The 17,107-nt window shown below is 49.0% G+C and carries 18 protein-coding genes; 5 read left to right on the forward strand and 13 right to left on the reverse strand.

Translation table 11 applies throughout. From position 1 onward, the window contains the following. Window positions 1-89: 89 nt before the first annotated feature. A complete protein-coding gene (locus BGO59_RS20040; protein WP_293686060.1) occupies window positions 90-878 on the forward strand; it encodes an SDR family oxidoreductase in 789 nt (262 codons plus the stop codon). A 9-nt stretch (window positions 879-887) separates the two neighbouring features. On the opposite strand, the gene BGO59_RS20045 is transcribed toward BGO59_RS20040, so the two are convergent. The 3 genes from BGO59_RS20045 to BGO59_RS20055 form a co-directional block, all read right to left on the reverse strand. Then, window positions 888-1,547, reverse strand: a complete 660-nt coding sequence (locus tag BGO59_RS20045; protein ID WP_020597575.1) for a response regulator transcription factor — start codon at window positions 1,545-1,547, stop codon at window positions 888-890. Between the two features lie 63 nt (window positions 1,548-1,610). Beyond that, window positions 1,611-2,423: a sensor histidine kinase gene (locus tag BGO59_RS20050; protein WP_293686064.1), complete on the reverse strand. Its 813-nt coding sequence runs from the start codon at window positions 2,421-2,423 to the stop codon at window positions 1,611-1,613. Between the two features lie 834 nt (window positions 2,424-3,257). Further along, complete coding sequence (locus BGO59_RS20055) at window positions 3,258-3,665, reverse strand: hypothetical protein (protein WP_293686066.1); 408 nt, start codon at window positions 3,663-3,665, stop codon at window positions 3,258-3,260. A 428-nt stretch (window positions 3,666-4,093) separates the two neighbouring features. Between BGO59_RS20055 and BGO59_RS20060 the strand changes: the two genes are divergently transcribed. Continuing rightward, window positions 4,094-4,663 carry an acyl-CoA thioesterase gene (locus BGO59_RS20060; protein ID WP_293686068.1) on the forward strand — a complete coding sequence of 190 codons (570 nt, stop codon included), beginning with the start codon at window positions 4,094-4,096 and terminating at the stop codon, window positions 4,661-4,663. Between the two features lie 77 nt (window positions 4,664-4,740). Here BGO59_RS20060 and BGO59_RS20065 read toward each other — a convergent pair whose 3' ends face one another. From BGO59_RS20065 to denD, 7 genes are all read right to left on the reverse strand, one after another. Then, complete coding sequence (locus BGO59_RS20065) at window positions 4,741-5,769, reverse strand: methionine synthase (protein ID WP_293686070.1); 1,029 nt, start codon at window positions 5,767-5,769, stop codon at window positions 4,741-4,743. A gap of 63 nt (window positions 5,770-5,832) precedes the next feature. Continuing rightward, window positions 5,833-7,257 carry a Gfo/Idh/MocA family oxidoreductase gene (locus BGO59_RS20070; protein ID WP_293686072.1) on the reverse strand — a complete coding sequence of 475 codons (1,425 nt, stop codon included), beginning with the start codon at window positions 7,255-7,257 and terminating at the stop codon, window positions 5,833-5,835. A gap of 66 nt (window positions 7,258-7,323) precedes the next feature. Then, complete coding sequence (locus tag BGO59_RS20075; RefSeq protein WP_293686074.1) at window positions 7,324-7,830, reverse strand: GNAT family N-acetyltransferase; 507 nt, start codon at window positions 7,828-7,830, stop codon at window positions 7,324-7,326. Then, entirely contained in the window at window positions 7,823-8,215 is a 393-nt protein-coding gene (locus BGO59_RS20080; protein ID WP_293686076.1) for a hypothetical protein, read from the reverse strand. The genes BGO59_RS20075 and BGO59_RS20080 overlap by 8 nt, the downstream gene beginning before the upstream one ends. Next, a complete protein-coding gene (locus tag BGO59_RS20085) occupies window positions 8,212-8,607 on the reverse strand; it encodes a hypothetical protein (RefSeq protein WP_293686078.1) in 396 nt (131 codons plus the stop codon). The genes BGO59_RS20080 and BGO59_RS20085 overlap by 4 nt, the downstream gene beginning before the upstream one ends. After that, window positions 8,604-9,386: an SDR family NAD(P)-dependent oxidoreductase gene (locus tag BGO59_RS20090; RefSeq protein WP_293686080.1), complete on the reverse strand. Its 783-nt coding sequence runs from the start codon at window positions 9,384-9,386 to the stop codon at window positions 8,604-8,606. Before BGO59_RS20090 ends, BGO59_RS20085 begins: the two co-directional genes overlap by 4 nt. A 112-nt stretch (window positions 9,387-9,498) precedes the next feature. Beyond that, window positions 9,499-10,446, reverse strand: a complete 948-nt coding sequence (gene denD, locus BGO59_RS20095) for a D-erythronate dehydrogenase (protein ID WP_293686082.1) — start codon at window positions 10,444-10,446, stop codon at window positions 9,499-9,501. A gap of 107 nt (window positions 10,447-10,553) precedes the next feature. Here denD and BGO59_RS20100 point away from each other — a divergent pair, with 107 nt between their 5' ends. The 3 genes from BGO59_RS20100 (at window position 10,554) to BGO59_RS20110 (ending at window position 13,958) form a co-directional block, all read left to right on the forward strand. After that, entirely contained in the window at window positions 10,554-11,969 is a 1,416-nt protein-coding gene (locus BGO59_RS20100; protein ID WP_293686084.1) for a four-carbon acid sugar kinase family protein, read from the forward strand. A 159-nt stretch (window positions 11,970-12,128) separates the two neighbouring features. Next, window positions 12,129-12,386 carry a hypothetical protein gene (locus BGO59_RS20105; RefSeq protein ID WP_293686086.1) on the forward strand — a complete coding sequence of 86 codons (258 nt, stop codon included), beginning with the start codon at window positions 12,129-12,131 and terminating at the stop codon, window positions 12,384-12,386. 183 nt (window positions 12,387-12,569) lie between these two features. After that, a complete protein-coding gene (locus BGO59_RS20110; RefSeq protein ID WP_293686088.1) occupies window positions 12,570-13,958 on the forward strand; it encodes an FAD-binding oxidoreductase in 1,389 nt (462 codons plus the stop codon). Window positions 13,959-13,963: 5 nt separating this feature from the next. Here BGO59_RS20110 and BGO59_RS20115 read toward each other — a convergent pair whose 3' ends face one another. The 3 genes from BGO59_RS20115 to BGO59_RS20125 are packed head-to-tail and all read right to left on the reverse strand — an operon-like array spanning window position 13,964 to window position 17,078. Then, entirely contained in the window at window positions 13,964-15,148 is a 1,185-nt protein-coding gene (locus BGO59_RS20115; protein WP_293686089.1) for an AGE family epimerase/isomerase, read from the reverse strand. Window positions 15,149-15,165: 17 nt separating this feature from the next. Further along, the gene (locus BGO59_RS20120) at window positions 15,166-16,362 is read right to left on the reverse strand and encodes an exo-alpha-sialidase (RefSeq protein ID WP_293686090.1); all 1,197 of its coding nucleotides are present in this window, start codon (window positions 16,360-16,362) and stop codon (window positions 15,166-15,168) included. Between the two features lie 11 nt (window positions 16,363-16,373). Continuing rightward, window positions 16,374-17,078 (reverse strand): FadR/GntR family transcriptional regulator, encoded by a 705-nt coding sequence (locus BGO59_RS20125; protein ID WP_293686092.1) that lies wholly within the window; start codon window positions 17,076-17,078, stop codon window positions 16,374-16,376. Window positions 17,079-17,107: the final 29 nt, after the last annotated feature.

A 17,107-nucleotide genomic window follows, 5' to 3' on the forward strand; every position in this document is an offset into this window, starting at 1 on the left:
GACTGGTACCAATGCGTCTGTTTTCTAGTTTTACCTATGATTTTTAGGCCATTGGCGCGATCTTTAGCGTTGTCAACAAGTGAAACTACATGAATCTTGATTTACGTGGAAAAACCGCTTTAGTCGGTGGCAGTACACAGGGAATTGGTCGTGCCAGTGCTATGGAGTTAGCATTATTGGGCGCAACGGTTGTTCTGGTCGCCCGTGATGAGCAGAAATTAAAATCGGTACTGGCCGAACTGGATACCACAAAGGGACAAACGCATCAGTATATCGTCGCTGATTTTAGCCAGCCAGGTGCTGTACAGGCGGCTGTTACAGCCTATATGGAACGCTTCCCGGATGTTCATATTCTAGTCAACAATACCGGTGGGCCTCCGGGTGGAGCTTTGATTGATGCCCAACCCGACGAATTCGTCCAGACGTTCCATAATCATTTACTAAACAACCATGCTTTAGTGCAGACCATTGTTCCGTCGATGAAGCGCCTGGGCTACGGCAGAATCGTCAATATTATTTCTACCTCGGTCAAACAGCCCATTGTAGGACTGGGGGTTTCCAATACGATCCGAGGGGCGGTGGCCCAATGGGCAAAGACCTTATCGCTCGAAATTGGCCGCTTTGGCATCACGGTCAATAATGTGTTACCAGGTTATACACAGACGGCCCGATTAGAATCCACACTGGCCATGCGGGCAAAGACTTCCGGTAAAACGGAAGAAGAAATCGCTACTCAGTTGGCCCAGGAGATTCCCATTGGGCGGTTCGCCACGCCCGAAGAAGTAGCCGCAGCAGTAGCATTTTTATGCACCCCGGCAGCTGCATCGATAAACGGCATCAACTTACCTGTAGATGGTGGCAAGACGGGTAGTTTATAAATTCCCGACTCAGACAAGGTTATTTTTAAACGCATACGCCACCATACCGGCCGTATTTTTGGTGCCCGTTTTTTCAAGGATGCGTAGCCGATGACCTTCTACCGTACGAGGGCTCAGGAATATTTTCTCGCTGATCTCATTGGTCGACAATCCCTCGCAGATCAGCATCAGCACTTCTTTCTCACGTTCTGAAAGCAGAATTTTGCTGTTGTAAAAGGCATTCACAGGCTTGTTGACCGTGGGTTTATTGGTCATCTTGCGAAGCATTGCTTTCGACACAAATTCGTTCAGATAGACCCCTTCATCCATCACTTTTCGAACGGCTTTCTCTACTTCTCCAGCTTCGGCATCTTTGAGCAGGTAGCCACTAACCCCCTTTTCCAGTAAATGCAGCACCATCCGATCTTCATCGTGCATGGTCAGAACAACAATTTTAATAAGGGGGTGATTTTCTCGCAGGTAATCGGCGGTTGCCGTACCATCCATAACCGGCATCTGTAAATCCAGAAGCACAACGTCCGGTGTTTTTCGGGCAATTTTTTCAATCAATTCCTGTCCATTTCCTGCTTCCAGAATCAACTCAAAATCGTGAATCTGGCCAAGAATCGTTGCCATCCCTACGCGAAAGAGCGTATGATCGTCGCAGAGGGCCAGTTTAATTTTTCGCATAGAGGAGGGTAGAGTTAAAGGATATACCGATTGAGTCGCACTAAGAGCTATTCGGTAAACAAATTAACTCAATAAATCAACAGGCTGTGCATCATGTAGATGAACCTGCACATGAATCCGTGAACCACGACCAGGGGCTACATCAAACGTAACGTGTCCATTCACAACATTCAGGCGGCTTTCAATATTGCGCAGACCTAGGCCAGCTTTCCGATTTTCCATCACCGCATCAAAGTCGAAGCCGACTCCGTCATCGATAACCGACAGGCGAACTTCATTTTCAAAGCGAATCAGGTGAATGGTAATATGTTTTGCTCGGGCATGACGGATAGCGTTATTGAGCAATTCCTGCGCAATCCGATAGAGCATCAATTCGAGTGCGGGCAGAAATCCAAGCTCCGGTTCGGGATAGACCAATTCAACCTCAATGTCATTATCCGTAGCCCGATCGGCCAGTTCTTCTAAAGCAGCCAGTAAACCAAATCGTTCGAGAGTCGTTGGGACAAGGTTTCGGCTTATTCGCCGAACATTGGTCATGGTTTCATCGATCATAGACCGTGTTTTCTGAAACTGAAAGCCAACCTGTACCTCTCCCCCTAATTGCTTCTCTAGTTGGTTCAAGCTCATTTTGGTGATCGAAAGCATGGTTCCGATACCGTCGTGCATATCTTCGGCAAGGCGTCGGCGTTCTTCTTCCTGCCCTCTGAAGGTGGCTTCCATCAACTCCCGACGGTGCTGCGCCTGTAATTCTTTAAATGCCAATTGCTGTCTGGCCTGTTTTTGCTGGTAATAGGCCACGAAAATGATGATGAACACTGCCATCATCAAGAGTACGGCCGTACCCACAGCAATTACAAAACCAGCATCCATCGACATAATTCTCTTCTATCGCGGTCTAAACATCGTAAAATTGGGCAATTCACCACTGAATGTCAACGAATTAAGACGCCGATTGAGTGAGCGGTAACAATTTTATGACTATTAAGTCACCTCGTGTTTACTTTCTACATTTATATAGTTGTGGCGTCAAAGATAATTTTCGCTATCATACTTACTAACCCAGACACCGAGTGAGGTTGTCAGACAAAAAATGATACTGACAATCTGAGTGATTCCCCAATAGATATCAAATAGTTCGTCCGACGCTTTGGGGGTAAATATATATTCGCTGAATAAATACATAAATAAGGTTCCGGCAGCATATAGCAGAACCCCAACACTCACCCAAAACATTCCGTAGAGTATTACATTTCGTATCTTTAATTGTTCTAATAGCCAAACAAAAAAGTTTAGCGCAATATAAATCATATATACCCGAACAACTGTATTCCCAATATTTGATATTTCAGCCTTCTTGAACGTAATTATATTGATTATCAACACTATAGCCAGTCCAATATAGATACTTTTTCGCTTTGATTTACTGAGAATTACTTTGTCATACATCAATGCCAATACGATAGCCTGTATACAGGAAAATATATTTTCGAGACCAAGGCTATTTATTCGATTGAGTACGAAATAAAGCGCAATTGTCTCTTTACTAAAATAAAGCAGGAAAAAGACAGTAATAATTTTCAGCTCCTGACTCAAAAATTTCCATCGCAACAGACCTATGCAAACGGGCAGTATTAACAAAATATGCTGTACAAGGCTTAATGGATATTTCTGAGCCAGAAGAATGAATTTTTCAACCATTTACTAAGGTAATTATGATCCACACTGCTTGGGGCATACCCAGCCATCGCCCACGACCATATCTCCATCGTCACCGCCGTCATCTTTCAAACCGGCCTGGCTAGCATGGAGAAGTAAATCACGACCTCGTTCATCGACACCTGTCAGCAGAACGCGGGGTTTCAACTGGCCTTTTCCTACTTCGGTAGGCTTGCCATCCTCGTCTTCCCACCGCTTGGCATAATGAACCCGAATACCAACACAGCCTTTCTGCTTCAGCAACTGATTGATTTTGGCGGCACCGAAAAATTCGGAACGGGTATACTCATCTTCTTTCAAACCACAGGCCAGTTTGGCACTACGGTACGTCTCTTTCATTGGGACACTTTCCTTCGGATTCAGAAAACGTCCAACCTGTTCATTAAACACAGAATCTGTCATGCTAGATGTAAGGAGTAAAAGTAGGTGGTGTCAGGTTGTATTAGGTGGATAGAACCGGAAAGCCAGTCGAAAATACGACAACCTGAATTGCATAACAAGTTTACCCAATGTCTACTTAAAGGCATTATATATCTGTAAAACAACCACTTACGAATAAATCATCGAATTGCTAATACGTAGTTCTACGCATCAAACTGCGGATTTCTGCCTGATGTATTAAAGGGGATTAAAATCAGTGGTTTTGCTCTGAAATAACTGCATAATGACAGGCTACCTTTGTCACGTAGCTGATGATCCATCCGCAACGACACTTTCTCATAGGTTAGGTAAATGAAAAATGCCAACGCAACTTGCGCTGGCATTTTTTTATGTTTGATGCTTAAACACGTATCTGGTATATCACTCACTAACGTCAACCCACCCTACTTATGACAGCCAAACCTGTTAGCTATTCACGCACAACGCTTACCGAGTTAATGATTCCGTCGTATGCCAACTTTGGCGGGCGTGTTCACGGCGGTATTCTCCTATCGCTGATGGATAAAGTAGCTTATGCCTGTGCCGCCAAACACGCTGGTCAGTACTGTGTGACGGTATCGGTCGATGGCGTCAATTTTCGGCAACCGGTTGAAGTGGGCGAATTGGTTTCGTTATTGGCTTCAGTCAATTACGTTGGGCGCACATCACTGGTTGTGGGTATAAAAGTAATAGCCGAAAATGTCCGTTTAGGAACCGTAAAGCATACAAACACCAGCTATTTTACGATGGTGGCAAAAAACGAAGCCGAGCAACCTACCGAAGTCCCACCGCTTTTGCTCGAAACACCCGAAGATGTGCGCCGTTTTCTGGAAGCCATGAAACGGAAGGAATTACGGGCATCGTACAGTGAGCATTTTGACAACGCCCGAACCCGCATGCTTCTGAACGAGAATCTTGATAAACTGCAACACGAACGCTGCCAGCTTACCGATAGTCTGAACCAGGATTTGATGGATTAAACTGATTGACTCTAGATTGCCCTGGAATACCCATTTCACAAAATCCAGCCAATCCGTTTAATCCGTTAAATCCTGGTTCAGAGTTCAGCCCGTACTAGTTTTGCACCAGCCACCATGTTTGCCAGTTTTTGTTTAGCAGCCCAGCGAGCTGTCTGACTAAGGCCACAATCGGGCGCTACGGCCAGTTTCTCCGCCGGAACATAAGGCAGGCACTTACGGATTCGTTCAGCAACATCCTCGGGCGTTTCGATATAATAGCTTTTAACGTCGATGACTCCTACAGCAACATCGAACTTTTCGGCAAACCGTTCAAGCAGGTTTACCTCCGCAAAATTTAGCACCGTCATCTCGGTATGCAACTCATCGACATGCATATCCAGGAAGTCAGGCAGCATGGGCGCTATTGTCTTTTTACCGACCGAACGACCTTTATAATTCCCGAAACATAGGTGCATCGACAGGCGAGTCTTTCCCACACCTGGTGCCACCGTCCGGTTAAAAATATCGACGAACCGTTTTGTATCTTCCCGATACGCATAGCATGACATGGATGGTTCATCGACACAAATTTCGGGTACACCCAGTTCGACCAGACGGGCAATCTCTGCACTAACCAGGGGCAATAAGGCTTCGGTCACCTCCCATCGATCTTTGTAAAGACTTCCGGGCAGTAACCGTCCACTCAGTGTGTAAGGCCCGGGAATCGACACCTTGAGACCCTGTCCTTCGGGAGCCAGTCGTTTTAGCCGCAAATACTCCTCCACAACGCCCAGGCCTTTCGGTGCTGTAAGCGGTTCAATAATATTATGCTTCCCTCGCTGGTCATGAGCGGGTGGCCCAAATCGACGCAGTTCGGTTTCATTATTCTGAATCCCGTTGATATAGCCGTAGAAAGAGAGGTTGAAATCGAATCGGGTTTGTTCGCCGTCGGTTATCACATCCAATCCGGCCGCAACCTGATCATGAACTGAGGCAATCACGGCATCCTCGATGAGTTCGTTGATATCGGCAGGGCCGAACTGCGTTAGGTGCTGGCTGGAAAATTCGAGCCAGCCGGGAAAAGGCATTGACCCAACAACGGTCGTTTTAATAGGAACAGGCTGCACTGGTTTTGTTGCGTTTAGGGTTTGTTTAATAGGCTCTTCTTAACACTAGTATGAATCAGGTTGCTAGGTAGCTTTAGAAATTCTCATCGCAACGGGGTCCCAGTGGATGACTTTTCGCTGGGCTGCACTGAGGTTGGCAGCCAGCGACGGAGCTGCCGCCCGCAGACCAAATTCAGCATCTTCCCTCACGAGCGACGGGTTATTTTCCCGGATGGCATTAAAGAAAACAATCATGTGATCGAGCCGATCATCGTAGCCATCGGGAGCCGTATAGGTAACGACGGGTTCGTTCTGTACGGTTCGGGTAAACTGACCAGCCGGGTATTTCTGCTCATACTGCCGGATAAACTCCTCCTGCATGGCCTGCGGATAGGTGAACAACGCATCATAGCCCCGGCTATACATAGGTGCATTGGGCCGTTTTAGCCGATTCATGACGAACGAATTCCAGCCAATATCGATAACGCCTTCCGTTCCGACGAGCCGGGTATGAATATCGCCACCAGCGCCCGTAGCCAGGTTTACGCGGGTTGTAAATTGAAACGATGGGTGCTTATCCGTTTTGGGATAGTCCATCATAGCCGTTACCAGATCATAAGCATCCCGTCCATCTTTCCAGAAATTCAGATCGCCGAGCGCGAAAATTCGGGTTGGTCCGAGTGATCCCGTAATGGTATGAACGCCCGTAATCAAGTGGACAAACAGGTCGCCTGCTACGCCCGTGCCATAGTCTTTGTAATTTCGCCACCGAAAAAATCGCTCCGCCTGAAAAGGATGTTTGGGGGCATCGCCCAGGTATCGGTCCCAATCCAGGTCTTTAGGATCTAGATTCGGTGGCATCGTATATTGCCAGGCTCCCAACGCATCCGTCCGATCCAGAAACGTTTCGACAGACGTCAGTTCGCCAATGTGTCCAGCTTCATAACGCCGTTTTGCCTCAAGTACAGCCGATGCACTTGCGCGCTGGCTACCTACCTGAAATACCTTACCTGATTTCTTGTGTGCCGCAATAACGGCCTGCCCTTCTTCGATGTGGTGTACCATCGGCTTCTCGCAGTACACATGTTTTCCAGCTTTCAGTGCCGCAATCGAGATATGATCATGCCAGTGATCGGGCACACAAATCAGAACCGCATCGACATCTTTCCGGGCCAGTACTTCCCGATAATCGTGGGTGGTAAACAGATCCTGTCCCCAGACTTCCTTTGCCCTGACCAGTCGGGGGGCGTATAGGTCAGCCACGGCAACTACTTTCGTACCCGGTACTTTCAGCGCACAATCGAGGTCGTAATGGCCGATGATTCCAGCGCCAATCAGGCCAATATTGATCGTATCGGCTATGGAGCGTGGCTGTACAATCTCAATCAGATGTTCGCGATAAGTTGTTTTTGAAGGGGAAAAGGTTTCGGCGCCAACCAGGGTAGTTCCTCCGGCCAGCAAAGCCGATGTACCTCCGAGCCGACGGAGGAATTTACGACGTGAATGCATAGGTAGGGTTTATTTGCAGGAAGCCGAAATTACAATTTTACCAGCAAAAAGTGCCAACGTTACTCGCTACCGAATTGGGTATTCCCACCAAAGCATATCTTCAATCTGATCGAATAACCGAAATCCACTTTTCTCCAGCACTTTCTGAGACGCGACGTTTTCGGCCTGGGTGTCGGCAACTACTCGCTGAACATCAGGCTGTTCGCTAGCCCACTTCAGGAGCCCGCCCACCATTTCGGTCATGTACCCCTGCCGATGCACAGCGGAGTAGGTACCATAGCCAATTTCGATGGTGCCGGTTTCGTCGGGCTCCCCTTTAAACTTGGCTTCAGCTACAAATTGCTGTTTGTCGCGGTCGATGGCTATCCAGAGGGTGTGGTAAAGAGGGGCATTGGCGGGATCTTTCAACCGTGGAATCGTAAAATGGATGACGATACTCAGCACCGGCTCAACCAGTTCCCGGCACCCCGTTTTAAGACCCATAGCCTCTTCCAGCTGATAGGTATCCAGTATGTACAAGTACAATTGCTTAAGCGTAAGCGGAACAATAGTCAGGCGCTGGGTCTCAATCATTTACCTTGTACTTTGACAAATTCAGACCAACCAGAGGCCCAACAAAAATATACGCCTTCTGTACTCGTCTTCCATAAAACTCGATATTGTTTTCCTCCCAGCCCGTTTCACTGTCTACAGATACACCATACTCGGCTAACTTATCCGTATCGAACAGTAAAATGCCCGATAAATTTAGCAGTTCCTGCTTGGTTAAAACGCTTTGTACCTGCTTGACTAAATACTTTAACGCATCCGACTGATCTTTATCAATCCACGTTGCCGCCACTAACATGTCCCAGGCAATAGCGTCCTCGGGTAATACCATAGCATACAAGGCTAATGGCCCCTTTTGCTCTTCTATGACTTTGCGCAACTGACCAATTTTATTAGCAAGTGCTTTCATAAAATCTTAAGTAATGTTTTTGCGGCACTAATCATTCTGGCAGTAGACAGGCTTGTTGCATTACCTGTTATGGCATAACGAAGCTCTGGCTTCCACAGTTTCAAGTCAGACCATTCAGCCAAATAGCGAGTTTTAACTGTATCTTCAACACCTGACAGGCGAAGCAGAACATCAAAATCATGAGTTTTGAAACTACTTAGGCCCTGGAACTCGCTGTTCGTTTCGGGAAATCCCCGCCACTTTAGCGTTTTACATATTCGCAGTTTCAGCCCAATCTCAACGGCGTAACCACTCAGATAACTTGCCCCATCAAAGCGCTTAGCCTTTACTAATAATTCAGCATCTGCCAAACGGGCCGTTGCAATCTTCCTTAGTTCAGCTCTGGGAATCATAATTGCCCTTCACTAACACTCCAGCCCCCATCGACAGTTAGCACCTGCCCGGTGGTAAATGCCGAGTAATCGGACATGAAATACACGGCGGCTCCGTCCAGATCGTCTGGCTGGCCAATACGTCCTCCATCCAGCGGTTGCTTCGTTCTGGTAAAAGCTAATATCGTATCATCCTGAACGGCACGTTGCGCCATAGGCGTTTCGACCAGTGCCGGGGCCAATACATTGATTCGTATGTTGTCGTTGGCGTAATAGGCAGCCACCGATTTGGTAAAACCAATTACAGCCGATTTCATGGCAGCATACGCGTGGGTAGCAAAGTAGGTCGGAGAAGGGCTCGACCCTAACACCGATCCCATGTTCAGGATAGTGCCCCCGCCACCCTGGGCTCGAAACGCCCGCACAGCCGCCTGATTTGACAGCATGAGCGAGGTTAGGTTCAGGTTGACCGTATAGTTCCAGCCATCAAGGGTCATATCATGCAGAGGTCCATCGCCAAACCGCCGTCCACTCCCCCCGGCAACGTGGTACAACCCATCGAAACCACCGAAAATCTGCTGACAAAGCGCAATGGCTTTGGGCGCCGTTTGCGGATCAGAGGCATCGCCCGACATCGCCAGGCCATTACCATCCAATTGTCGTTCAGCAGCGGTGCAACTTTCTGGATTACGCCCAACCACCACAACCTGTGCGCCTTCGCGAATAAAAGCCAATGACGCTGATAGCCCCATACCAGTGGTGCCACCAATGACCACAATCTTCTTAGAATCTAACCACATTCCGATATACTGATGAATTAGGTATGCAAGAAACAAAATTGACTGACTATCGCCAATAAGTCGTCAAGATTGTTACTTACGTGTCCGTTATCCCTTGTATACTCGCCGGGAGTTATGCGCGATCATAGGCCATAAACTGCCTGATAAAGTCATCGAAATGCAGATCGACCTGAAACCCCAGGCCTAACGCTCGTGTGTTATCGCCCAGACCCGGCCAGCTACTGACAATGGCATTAATGGCCGGATCTGGCCTGAACTGAACCCGGTCAAGAGCCTCTTTACCCACAATCCGTTCGAGAGAATCCAGCATATGCTGCACGGTTACGCTGACTCCCGGCAAATTGACGGTACGCCAGTCGCCAAACGTTTTGCCATCCAGCATCGCACCTGTCAGGATATTCTGAATCACTGTATTCGGGCTCGATAACCACAAGGGCAGTTCGGGAGCTACTGGGCAAATGGCCTCCTCGCCCTGAATAGGCTCCCGAATGATACTACTGACAAACGAAGAAGCAGCCTGATTAGGCCGACCAGGACGCACACAGATGGTAGGTAACCGCAATACACGGCCATCGACAAAGCCTTTTCGGGTATAATCGTTCACCAGCAATTCGCCGATCGCTTTCTGGGCTCCATACGATGATTGTGGTTTTACAGCTACTGATTCATCGACAATAGCCGGAAGCTGGCCACCATACACCGCCAGCGAACTGGAAAAAACAAACCGAATAGCCGGATTTTGCTGCCGACAAGCTTCCAGCAGATGCCGGGTAATATCCAGATTGACTTTCCAACCCAGATCGAAGTCCTTCTCGGCATGACTGCTTACGATAGCCGCCAGATGAAACACGATTCCGGTTCTGGCTGATATAATTTTTTCGGCCGCACCTTCATCGGCCAGGTCTAGCTGCTGGCAACTAATTCGTGCATCGTCAACCGGTTTCGGTGGCAGCCCAATATCAATCAGACAGAGTTCGTCGAACGGAATTGAACTGCTCACAAGAGCTTTTGCCAGACGCTGCCCCAGAAATCCCGCTCCACCTGTTATAATTAGTTGCATACTGTTCTATTCTTTTACCCTATGAAAGCCGAAACCAAGTTGAAACTCCTGATGAATCGGTAAACTATCGGTTTTATACAGGCTTTCAAGAACCAATCCGACGATCCATGTATCAATCTGTGAATCAGAAGCTAGCGCAATTACCACCCGACTATCCGACCGATCTGTTACCAGCTATTCGCGATGTATTCGAAAAACGTCGGCAAACGATTGTTGTGCTCGACGACGATCCTACCGGTACGCAGACTTGCTATGACGTAACCGTACTGACTTCCTGGCGCGTAGAACTGATTACAGCAGAATTACAGAAGAATCCTTCCATTCTGTATATCCTCACCAATTCGCGTAGTCTGCCCGAAAATGAAGCGATTGAACTCGCTCAGGAAATCGGTCAAAGCTTAAAGCAAGCCGTTCGTGAAAGTGGGCGCGACATTGTTGTTGTTAGCCGAAGTGATTCAACCTTACGGGGACATTTTCCGACTGAAGTAGATGCTGTTGCGCAATCGCTGGGTATGACAAAAGCCATCACTGTACTGATTCCTGCGTTTATTGAAGGTGGCCGCTACACCATCGATGATGTCCATTATCTGGCCGAAAATCAAAAGCTAGTACCCGTATCAGATACACCGTTTGCCCAGGATGTGGTATTTGGCTATACCCATTCGAACCTGAAGGAGTGGGTTGAGGAAAAAACAAATGGGCGAATACAGGCATCGGCCGTACACTCAATCAGTCTCGACGAAATCCGTACAGGTGGTCCAGAGGCCGTTAGCGAAGCCTTCGCACGCTGTACCGATGGCAGCGTGTGCGTCGTTAATGCGGTCAGATACCGCGATTTGGAAGTAGTCGTGATGGGACTCCTACTGGCCGAAGCAACGGGCAAGCAGTTTCTATACCGAACGTCGGCTACGTTTGTTCCGATTCGGGCCGGACTGGCCTCGGGCAGGCCATTCATCCCCACCAAAACAGTGCCTTCATCAGCCAATGGTTATCTGGTCATTGTCGGATCGCACGTTCCCAAAACAACCCAGCAGCTAAGCTGGCTGCTAAAGCGAGGGACGTATAAGACCATCGAAGTCGACGTTGCCGAATTGCTGACCAGTAGTGATTCGTCGTCACATGCCATTGGCATAAGTCAGCAGATGGGCAACTGGCTCGAAGCCCGAGAAAACGTTGTCCTGTATACTAGTCGCCAACAAAAGGTAGGTATTGATGCCATTGAAAGCCTGACCATAAACTCGCTTGTTTCTGACTTCCTGGTCAAGGTACTTCAAAAACTCGCAGTCCGTCCGAAGTTCATTGTGGCAAAAGGAGGTATTACCTCCAGTGATCTGGCATCGAACGGGTTATCGGCCGAGAAAGCATTGGTACTGGGGCCTATCATTCCCGGCGTACCCGTCTGGCAAATGACCGAAGGCAGTAAATTTCCAGGTATTCGTTATGTCGTTTTCCCAGGTAATGTTGGCGATGAGGCTGCTCTGGAAACCGTTTGCCAGTTGATCGATACGTCTTATTCTGACTAATTGATGTACTTATCCTATCCTGTTCCAGACGGGCTGTTTTGAGGGGTCATCCCAGAAAGCCGACCAAGTCGATTATTTGAAAAAATGAAAGTGACAATTGCGAAAAAACGCAGTCAAATACAGTAGTTAAGGTTCTTTATGGCAACAAGTTTTATTGATATGAATTCTCAGGAAACTTTTCTGGCAGTTTTTCAACTCCAGGAAATGCCCGGCGTTGTTGCATTCGACTCAACAGACGATGCTATAGAGTTTCTGGAAACGAGCGTAGCCCTGGGCGACCTGTCGCCGTTGGGTGTCGTCGAATGGGATGAAACCAAACACAGCGCTAAAGAGGTGTACTGGCAATATAACTCCTCCATTTCACCAGGCATGATCATGGCAACCGCCTTTCAGGGTTACGTGGGCTGCCGAAATTAACCTACCTACCTAACAGATTACCAACCTATAGAAAGCCTTGCAACTTGGTTGTAAGGCTTTTCTGTTTGGTTAGCAGTAGCCTATTCTCTCCGCTCCCTTGCTTTCTATTCGACACGGTAGTAACGAAGCTTCTGTTTCATCTTTAAGTAATCGACCGTTTTCTGATTTTTTCTCCCTCCTACCATGTCCGATATCGTCGAGCTACTGGTTAACACGTTTGGCAGGAACACCGTGCTCAGCCGTGAAGAAGCCAGTTCACGTGTGGCCAGCCACTGGAAACAAACCGGCAGCCTCAATTGTCGGGCGTTACTTTTGCCCACAACCACCCAGGAGGTATCCCGAATGCTTCAAATTTGCCACGAGTTTCACCAACCCGTTGTGCCCCAGGCAGGATTGACCAATGTGGTTGGCGGTACAGATACGAATGCCCATGAAATAGCGTTGAGCCTTGAGCGGATGAATCAGGTCGAGCAAATCGATGTGGTCAACAAAACCGTAACCGTACAGGCGGGGGTTGTGCTGCAACAGTTGCGCGATCAGGTAGCCGCACATGGGCAGCTTTTCCCGCTCGATCTGGGTGCCAAAGGGAGCTGCATGATTGGAGGCAATATCGCGTCGAATGCCGGTGGGTTGCAGGCCCTGCGTTATGGCGTTATGCGCAATCTGGTGCTGGGCCTGGAGGTAGTTCTGGCCGATGGAACCATCGTTTCATCGATGAACAAAATGATGAAGAATAATGCCGGGTATGACCTGAAACAACTTTTCATTGGCTCCGAAGGAACGTTAGGTATTATCACCAGAGCGGTGCTGAAACTGGACGATATGCCCAAAACCCGTAACACGGCTTTTATAGCGGTAGACAGTTTCGAAAAAGCTAATGCCCTGCTGCTGGCGGCCAAAACCCACCTGAAAAACGATCTTACCAGTTTTGAACTGCTGTGGCAGGACTATTACCAGTTGATGACATCGAAGCCTGCTTTATTCGCACCGCCCCTGGCTCAGCATTATCCTTTTTACGTGTTACTGGAATCACTCGGACAGGATGCCGACAGAGACAAACAACAGTTCGAAGCCTTTTTAGAACAGTGCCTGACTACCGATCTGATCGTTGACGCAGTAATAGCCCAATCGCAAAAAGAGCTGGACTGGTTCTGGGGTATCCGCGAAAATGTAGAGTTTATTTTCTCGGTTCATCGACCCGTTTTTCTGTTCGACATCAGCCTTGCCATTTCCGAGATGGATGCCTACATCAAAACAATACGGTTAGCTCTCCAACAAACCTGGCCCGACGTGTATCTCTACACCTTCGGGCACATGGGCGACGGGAACCTTCACCTGTTTATCAGTTGTGGCCATGATGACCACACTACTAAACATAGCATAGAAGAAATTCTGTACACCCGGCTCCAACCAATCGGCGGCTCCATAACCGGCGAACATGGCATCGGCCTGGAGAAGAAAACCTGGCTCTACTTAAGTCGTACACCCGAAGAAATCGCTCTGATGCGAACCCTCAAAAAGGCATTGGACCCGCGTGGTATTCTAAATCCTGGCAAACTAGTACCCGATTAAGTGTTTTATAGCTTGTCAAGCACCTGCCAGCACTGATAAAGGGCACGAGGTACATGGTAACAGCCTTTCCATTTACCACCCTTCAGAGGAAGCAACACCTCGCCCCGACGGTTCAGGTAGCCAAACCACTCACCGTTGGACGGGTCCGGGAAGCGCGACCAGGTATAGGCATGAACGCGTTCGAACCATTCCCAGCAGGCCTGATTTCCCGTTAGCTGGTAGCCTTTCAGCAAACTGATCAGCGTTTCGACATGAACCCACCAGAGTTTCTGATCCCACTCCAGTTGCTGGGGCGGACAGCCATTGGCGTCCATAAAGTATAAAATTCCCCCATGCTCTGTATCCCAGGCGTAGGCAAGCGTATCGAGCGTAATCTGTACGGCCCGCTCCAGCAGGGAACGATCTCCCATCCGAACGGCCAGATCCATGATGAACCACATGGCTTCGATGGCATGGCCCGGATTGAGCAGTCGCCCGTCAAACGAATCGGATATATGGCCGTCGGGGGTGACATTTTCCCGGATTAGTCCCAGGTCAGGGTCGAAAAAGACCGTCATCACTTCGTGAATACATTCATCGATGGTTTGCTCCACCAGCGGTTTGTCGAGCAGGTGTTCGATTTCGAGCGCCAGATTGCACAGAATCATCGGCAGGGCAAAGTTCTTCAGTGGCCGCGTACCCGGAACGGCTTTTTTCCAGGCACCTTTGGGGTTCTCGCGCCGGGCCAGAATCTGCCGGAAGGTCGACTCTGCCAGGTGAGCCTGCTCGTCGTTGCCCGTCGCCAGCGAAAGTTGCCCAAAGGCCATGGTAGCAAAGCAATCCGAAAAAATATTGTACGGCTGCACCAGCGGTTTGCCTTCGCGAGTGGTCGAGAAATACCAGCTCCCATCTTCGGCCCGACCATGTTTCATGAGGAAATCAGCTCCAAGTTGAGCCATAGCGAGCCAGTCGGCTTTTAGCTCTGGCCGACTACTGCCCACCCGGTTATAGAGCATCGAAAATGTCCAGACCTGCCGGGCTTGCAGCCAGATAAACTTATCGGTATCGTATACCTTTCCGGTACGATCGAGGCAGGTAAAAAAGCCACCATGCTCCTGGTCAGGCGAAAAGCGCTGCCAGAATGGGATGACATCGTTCAGTAAATTATCGCGGTATTGGGTAGCGTATTGAGCAAAAGCAGAGGGAGTCATGAGCGGAAATCGTGTATTTACTGGGTCAGCCAATCGTAGGGAAAGTGGGTATAGATGATGGTCGTATAATTATCGCGTTCGTAAAGTATCCCAACCCGGCCATCCTGCTGAATCACCAGATCTGAATAGGCGGCCGAACCAGCATAAATTTCCCGACCAGCCGACCAGCTTTTCCCATCGTTCTGGCTGATGCGAACGGTCAGTTTCTCCCGTTTGGTCTGGCTGTTTAGATTGGCGAAAATGAGTACGTTTTGGCCACCTTTCCGGTAGTTAATCATACTCCCTTCGCAGACCGGATCGGGCAACTCATTAGCAACCGTTACCTGATCCCAGGTTTCGCCAGCGTTGGTCGAAAACGCTAGCAGTCGGCTTTTCACGTCGCCCGATTGATTCCGGCTGTTCATCAGCAAACTACCCGTTGAGGTTTCGGCTGCTGTGCTCTCGTTGCCACCAGGGTAGGTCACTGTGGGCGATAGTTTCCAGGTCTTTCCGTGATCGTCAGAATAAAAACCATGCGCCCGATAATCGCGAAACTGGGCCTGCGGTGCCCCTTCCGAATGGTTGGCTGCAATGAACAACCGCCCTTTGTATCGCCCGTTCTGAATCTGAAGCGCATGACCCGGTGTATTGGCATACGACCGCCAATCTTCCGAAAACGTATAGCTTGGATTAACGTCGGGTTTGTTCGGCCGATTCACCGATGTCGTGATGTTTACCGGATCGGACCAGCTTTTCCCACCATCGGTACTGGTTTTATACCATACTTCCCGGATGGCTTTCCCGTTCCGTACGTCTTTTTCCGATGCCGTTCCGGTGTTGTACAGTAAAAACAATCGCCCGTTTCGAAACCGGGAATCGGTCTGGTCGAAAACCGGGGCTGGATTACCCGCCTGTGCCTGCCCGTAATCGACCACAACACGCAAAGGGCTCCAAGTTTGGCCGTTATCCCGGCTGGTGCGTAACACAATGTCAACATCACCGTAGTCACCGCAATCGGTTTTGCGTCCTTCCGCAAAGGCCAGCAACTCCCCGGAGGGCGCCTTCACAATAGCTGGAATCCGGTAGCAGGTATAGCCATCTTCGCCATTTCGAAAGACGACGGTTTCGTCCAGATTGGGTTTAACCGGGGTAGAAACGGCTTGTGCATCGGCAAGCCTGGGCGCGACAAATCCACAGGCCGCAAGGCCCAGACAAACCATAAACGGGTAAAACATAGGAAGCTTCGTTAAAACAGTCTCTGAAAATGATTCTCGAAATGATTGCGCATGGCGTTACGGAACGTTTCGGGATTACCGTGCTGAAGCACATCGACTAGTCCCCGGTGCGACACAAATTTTTTATGCTGAATGGGCTTTTTCAACAGACCACTTTCGTGAACGTATTTAAAAATAGGCAGCAACATGCGCTGAAACCGGCGTAGGGTCTCATTGCCGGTAATGTCGTATAGCTTGCCGTGAAACCGGACTTCCTGATCGGCATCGAACACCATTTCCTGCGTGTTGATCGGCTCATCGGCTACAATGGCGTACAATTCGTCGATATCGGCCTGGGTAATTCGCTCGAACAGCAGATCGCCCATGCCAATTTCCAGCACCATCCTTAACTCAAAAATGTCGCGGAGGGTCTCGTCATTCAAGATGCCCGGATACATGCTTTTTTCGAGCAGGGCCAATGGGTCGGGATTGGTAATGATGGTTCCGCGCTTCTTTTTCGACTCGATCAGCCCCCGCGTACGCAGCCGGAGCATAGCTTCCCGAATCACCGTCCGGCTGACGCCCAACTGCGTCGCCAGCTCTACTTCTTTCGGAATCGAATCACCTGCTTTCAGCCGATGGGTATTGAAATAGTCCAGCAAATCGGCTTCAATCTTATCGACTAGTGTATTGGGTTCATTCAATTTCGAGTCGGATTGCATACCCGTGTAATCCATATATTATGTATGATTTATAAAAAGTCATT

Source organism: Spirosoma sp. 48-14 (assembly GCF_001898575.1).
Lineage (GTDB): Bacteria > Bacteroidota > Bacteroidia > Cytophagales > Spirosomataceae > Spirosoma.

Coding starts and splice junctions, on each gene's coding strand:
- BGO59_RS20040 (WP_293686060.1), top strand. CDS start 90: ATGAATCTTGATTTACGTGGAAAAACCGCTTTAGTCGGTGGCAGTACA.
- BGO59_RS20045 (WP_020597575.1), bottom strand. CDS start 1,547: ATGCGAAAAATTAAACTGGCCCTCTGCGACGATCATACGCTCTTTCGC.
- BGO59_RS20050 (WP_293686064.1), bottom strand. CDS start 2,423: ATGTCGATGGATGCTGGTTTTGTAATTGCTGTGGGTACGGCCGTACTC.
- BGO59_RS20055 (WP_293686066.1), bottom strand. CDS start 3,665: ATGACAGATTCTGTGTTTAATGAACAGGTTGGACGTTTTCTGAATCCG.
- BGO59_RS20060 (WP_293686068.1), top strand. CDS start 4,094: ATGACAGCCAAACCTGTTAGCTATTCACGCACAACGCTTACCGAGTTA.
- BGO59_RS20070 (WP_293686072.1), bottom strand. CDS start 7,257: ATGCATTCACGTCGTAAATTCCTCCGTCGGCTCGGAGGTACATCGGCT.
- BGO59_RS20075 (WP_293686074.1), bottom strand. CDS start 7,830: ATGATTGAGACCCAGCGCCTGACTATTGTTCCGCTTACGCTTAAGCAA.
- BGO59_RS20080 (WP_293686076.1), bottom strand. CDS start 8,215: ATGAAAGCACTTGCTAATAAAATTGGTCAGTTGCGCAAAGTCATAGAA.
- BGO59_RS20085 (WP_293686078.1), bottom strand. CDS start 8,607: ATGATTCCCAGAGCTGAACTAAGGAAGATTGCAACGGCCCGTTTGGCA.
- BGO59_RS20090 (WP_293686080.1), bottom strand. CDS start 9,386: ATGTGGTTAGATTCTAAGAAGATTGTGGTCATTGGTGGCACCACTGGT.
- denD (WP_293686082.1), bottom strand. CDS start 10,446: ATGCAACTAATTATAACAGGTGGAGCGGGATTTCTGGGGCAGCGTCTG.
- BGO59_RS20100 (WP_293686084.1), top strand. CDS start 10,554: ATGTATCAATCTGTGAATCAGAAGCTAGCGCAATTACCACCCGACTAT.
- BGO59_RS20105 (WP_293686086.1), top strand. CDS start 12,129: ATGAATTCTCAGGAAACTTTTCTGGCAGTTTTTCAACTCCAGGAAATG.
- BGO59_RS20110 (WP_293686088.1), top strand. CDS start 12,570: ATGTCCGATATCGTCGAGCTACTGGTTAACACGTTTGGCAGGAACACC.
- BGO59_RS20115 (WP_293686089.1), bottom strand. CDS start 15,148: ATGACTCCCTCTGCTTTTGCTCAATACGCTACCCAATACCGCGATAAT.
- BGO59_RS20120 (WP_293686090.1), bottom strand. CDS start 16,362: ATGTTTTACCCGTTTATGGTTTGTCTGGGCCTTGCGGCCTGTGGATTT.
- BGO59_RS20125 (WP_293686092.1), bottom strand. CDS start 17,078: ATGGATTACACGGGTATGCAATCCGACTCGAAATTGAATGAACCCAAT.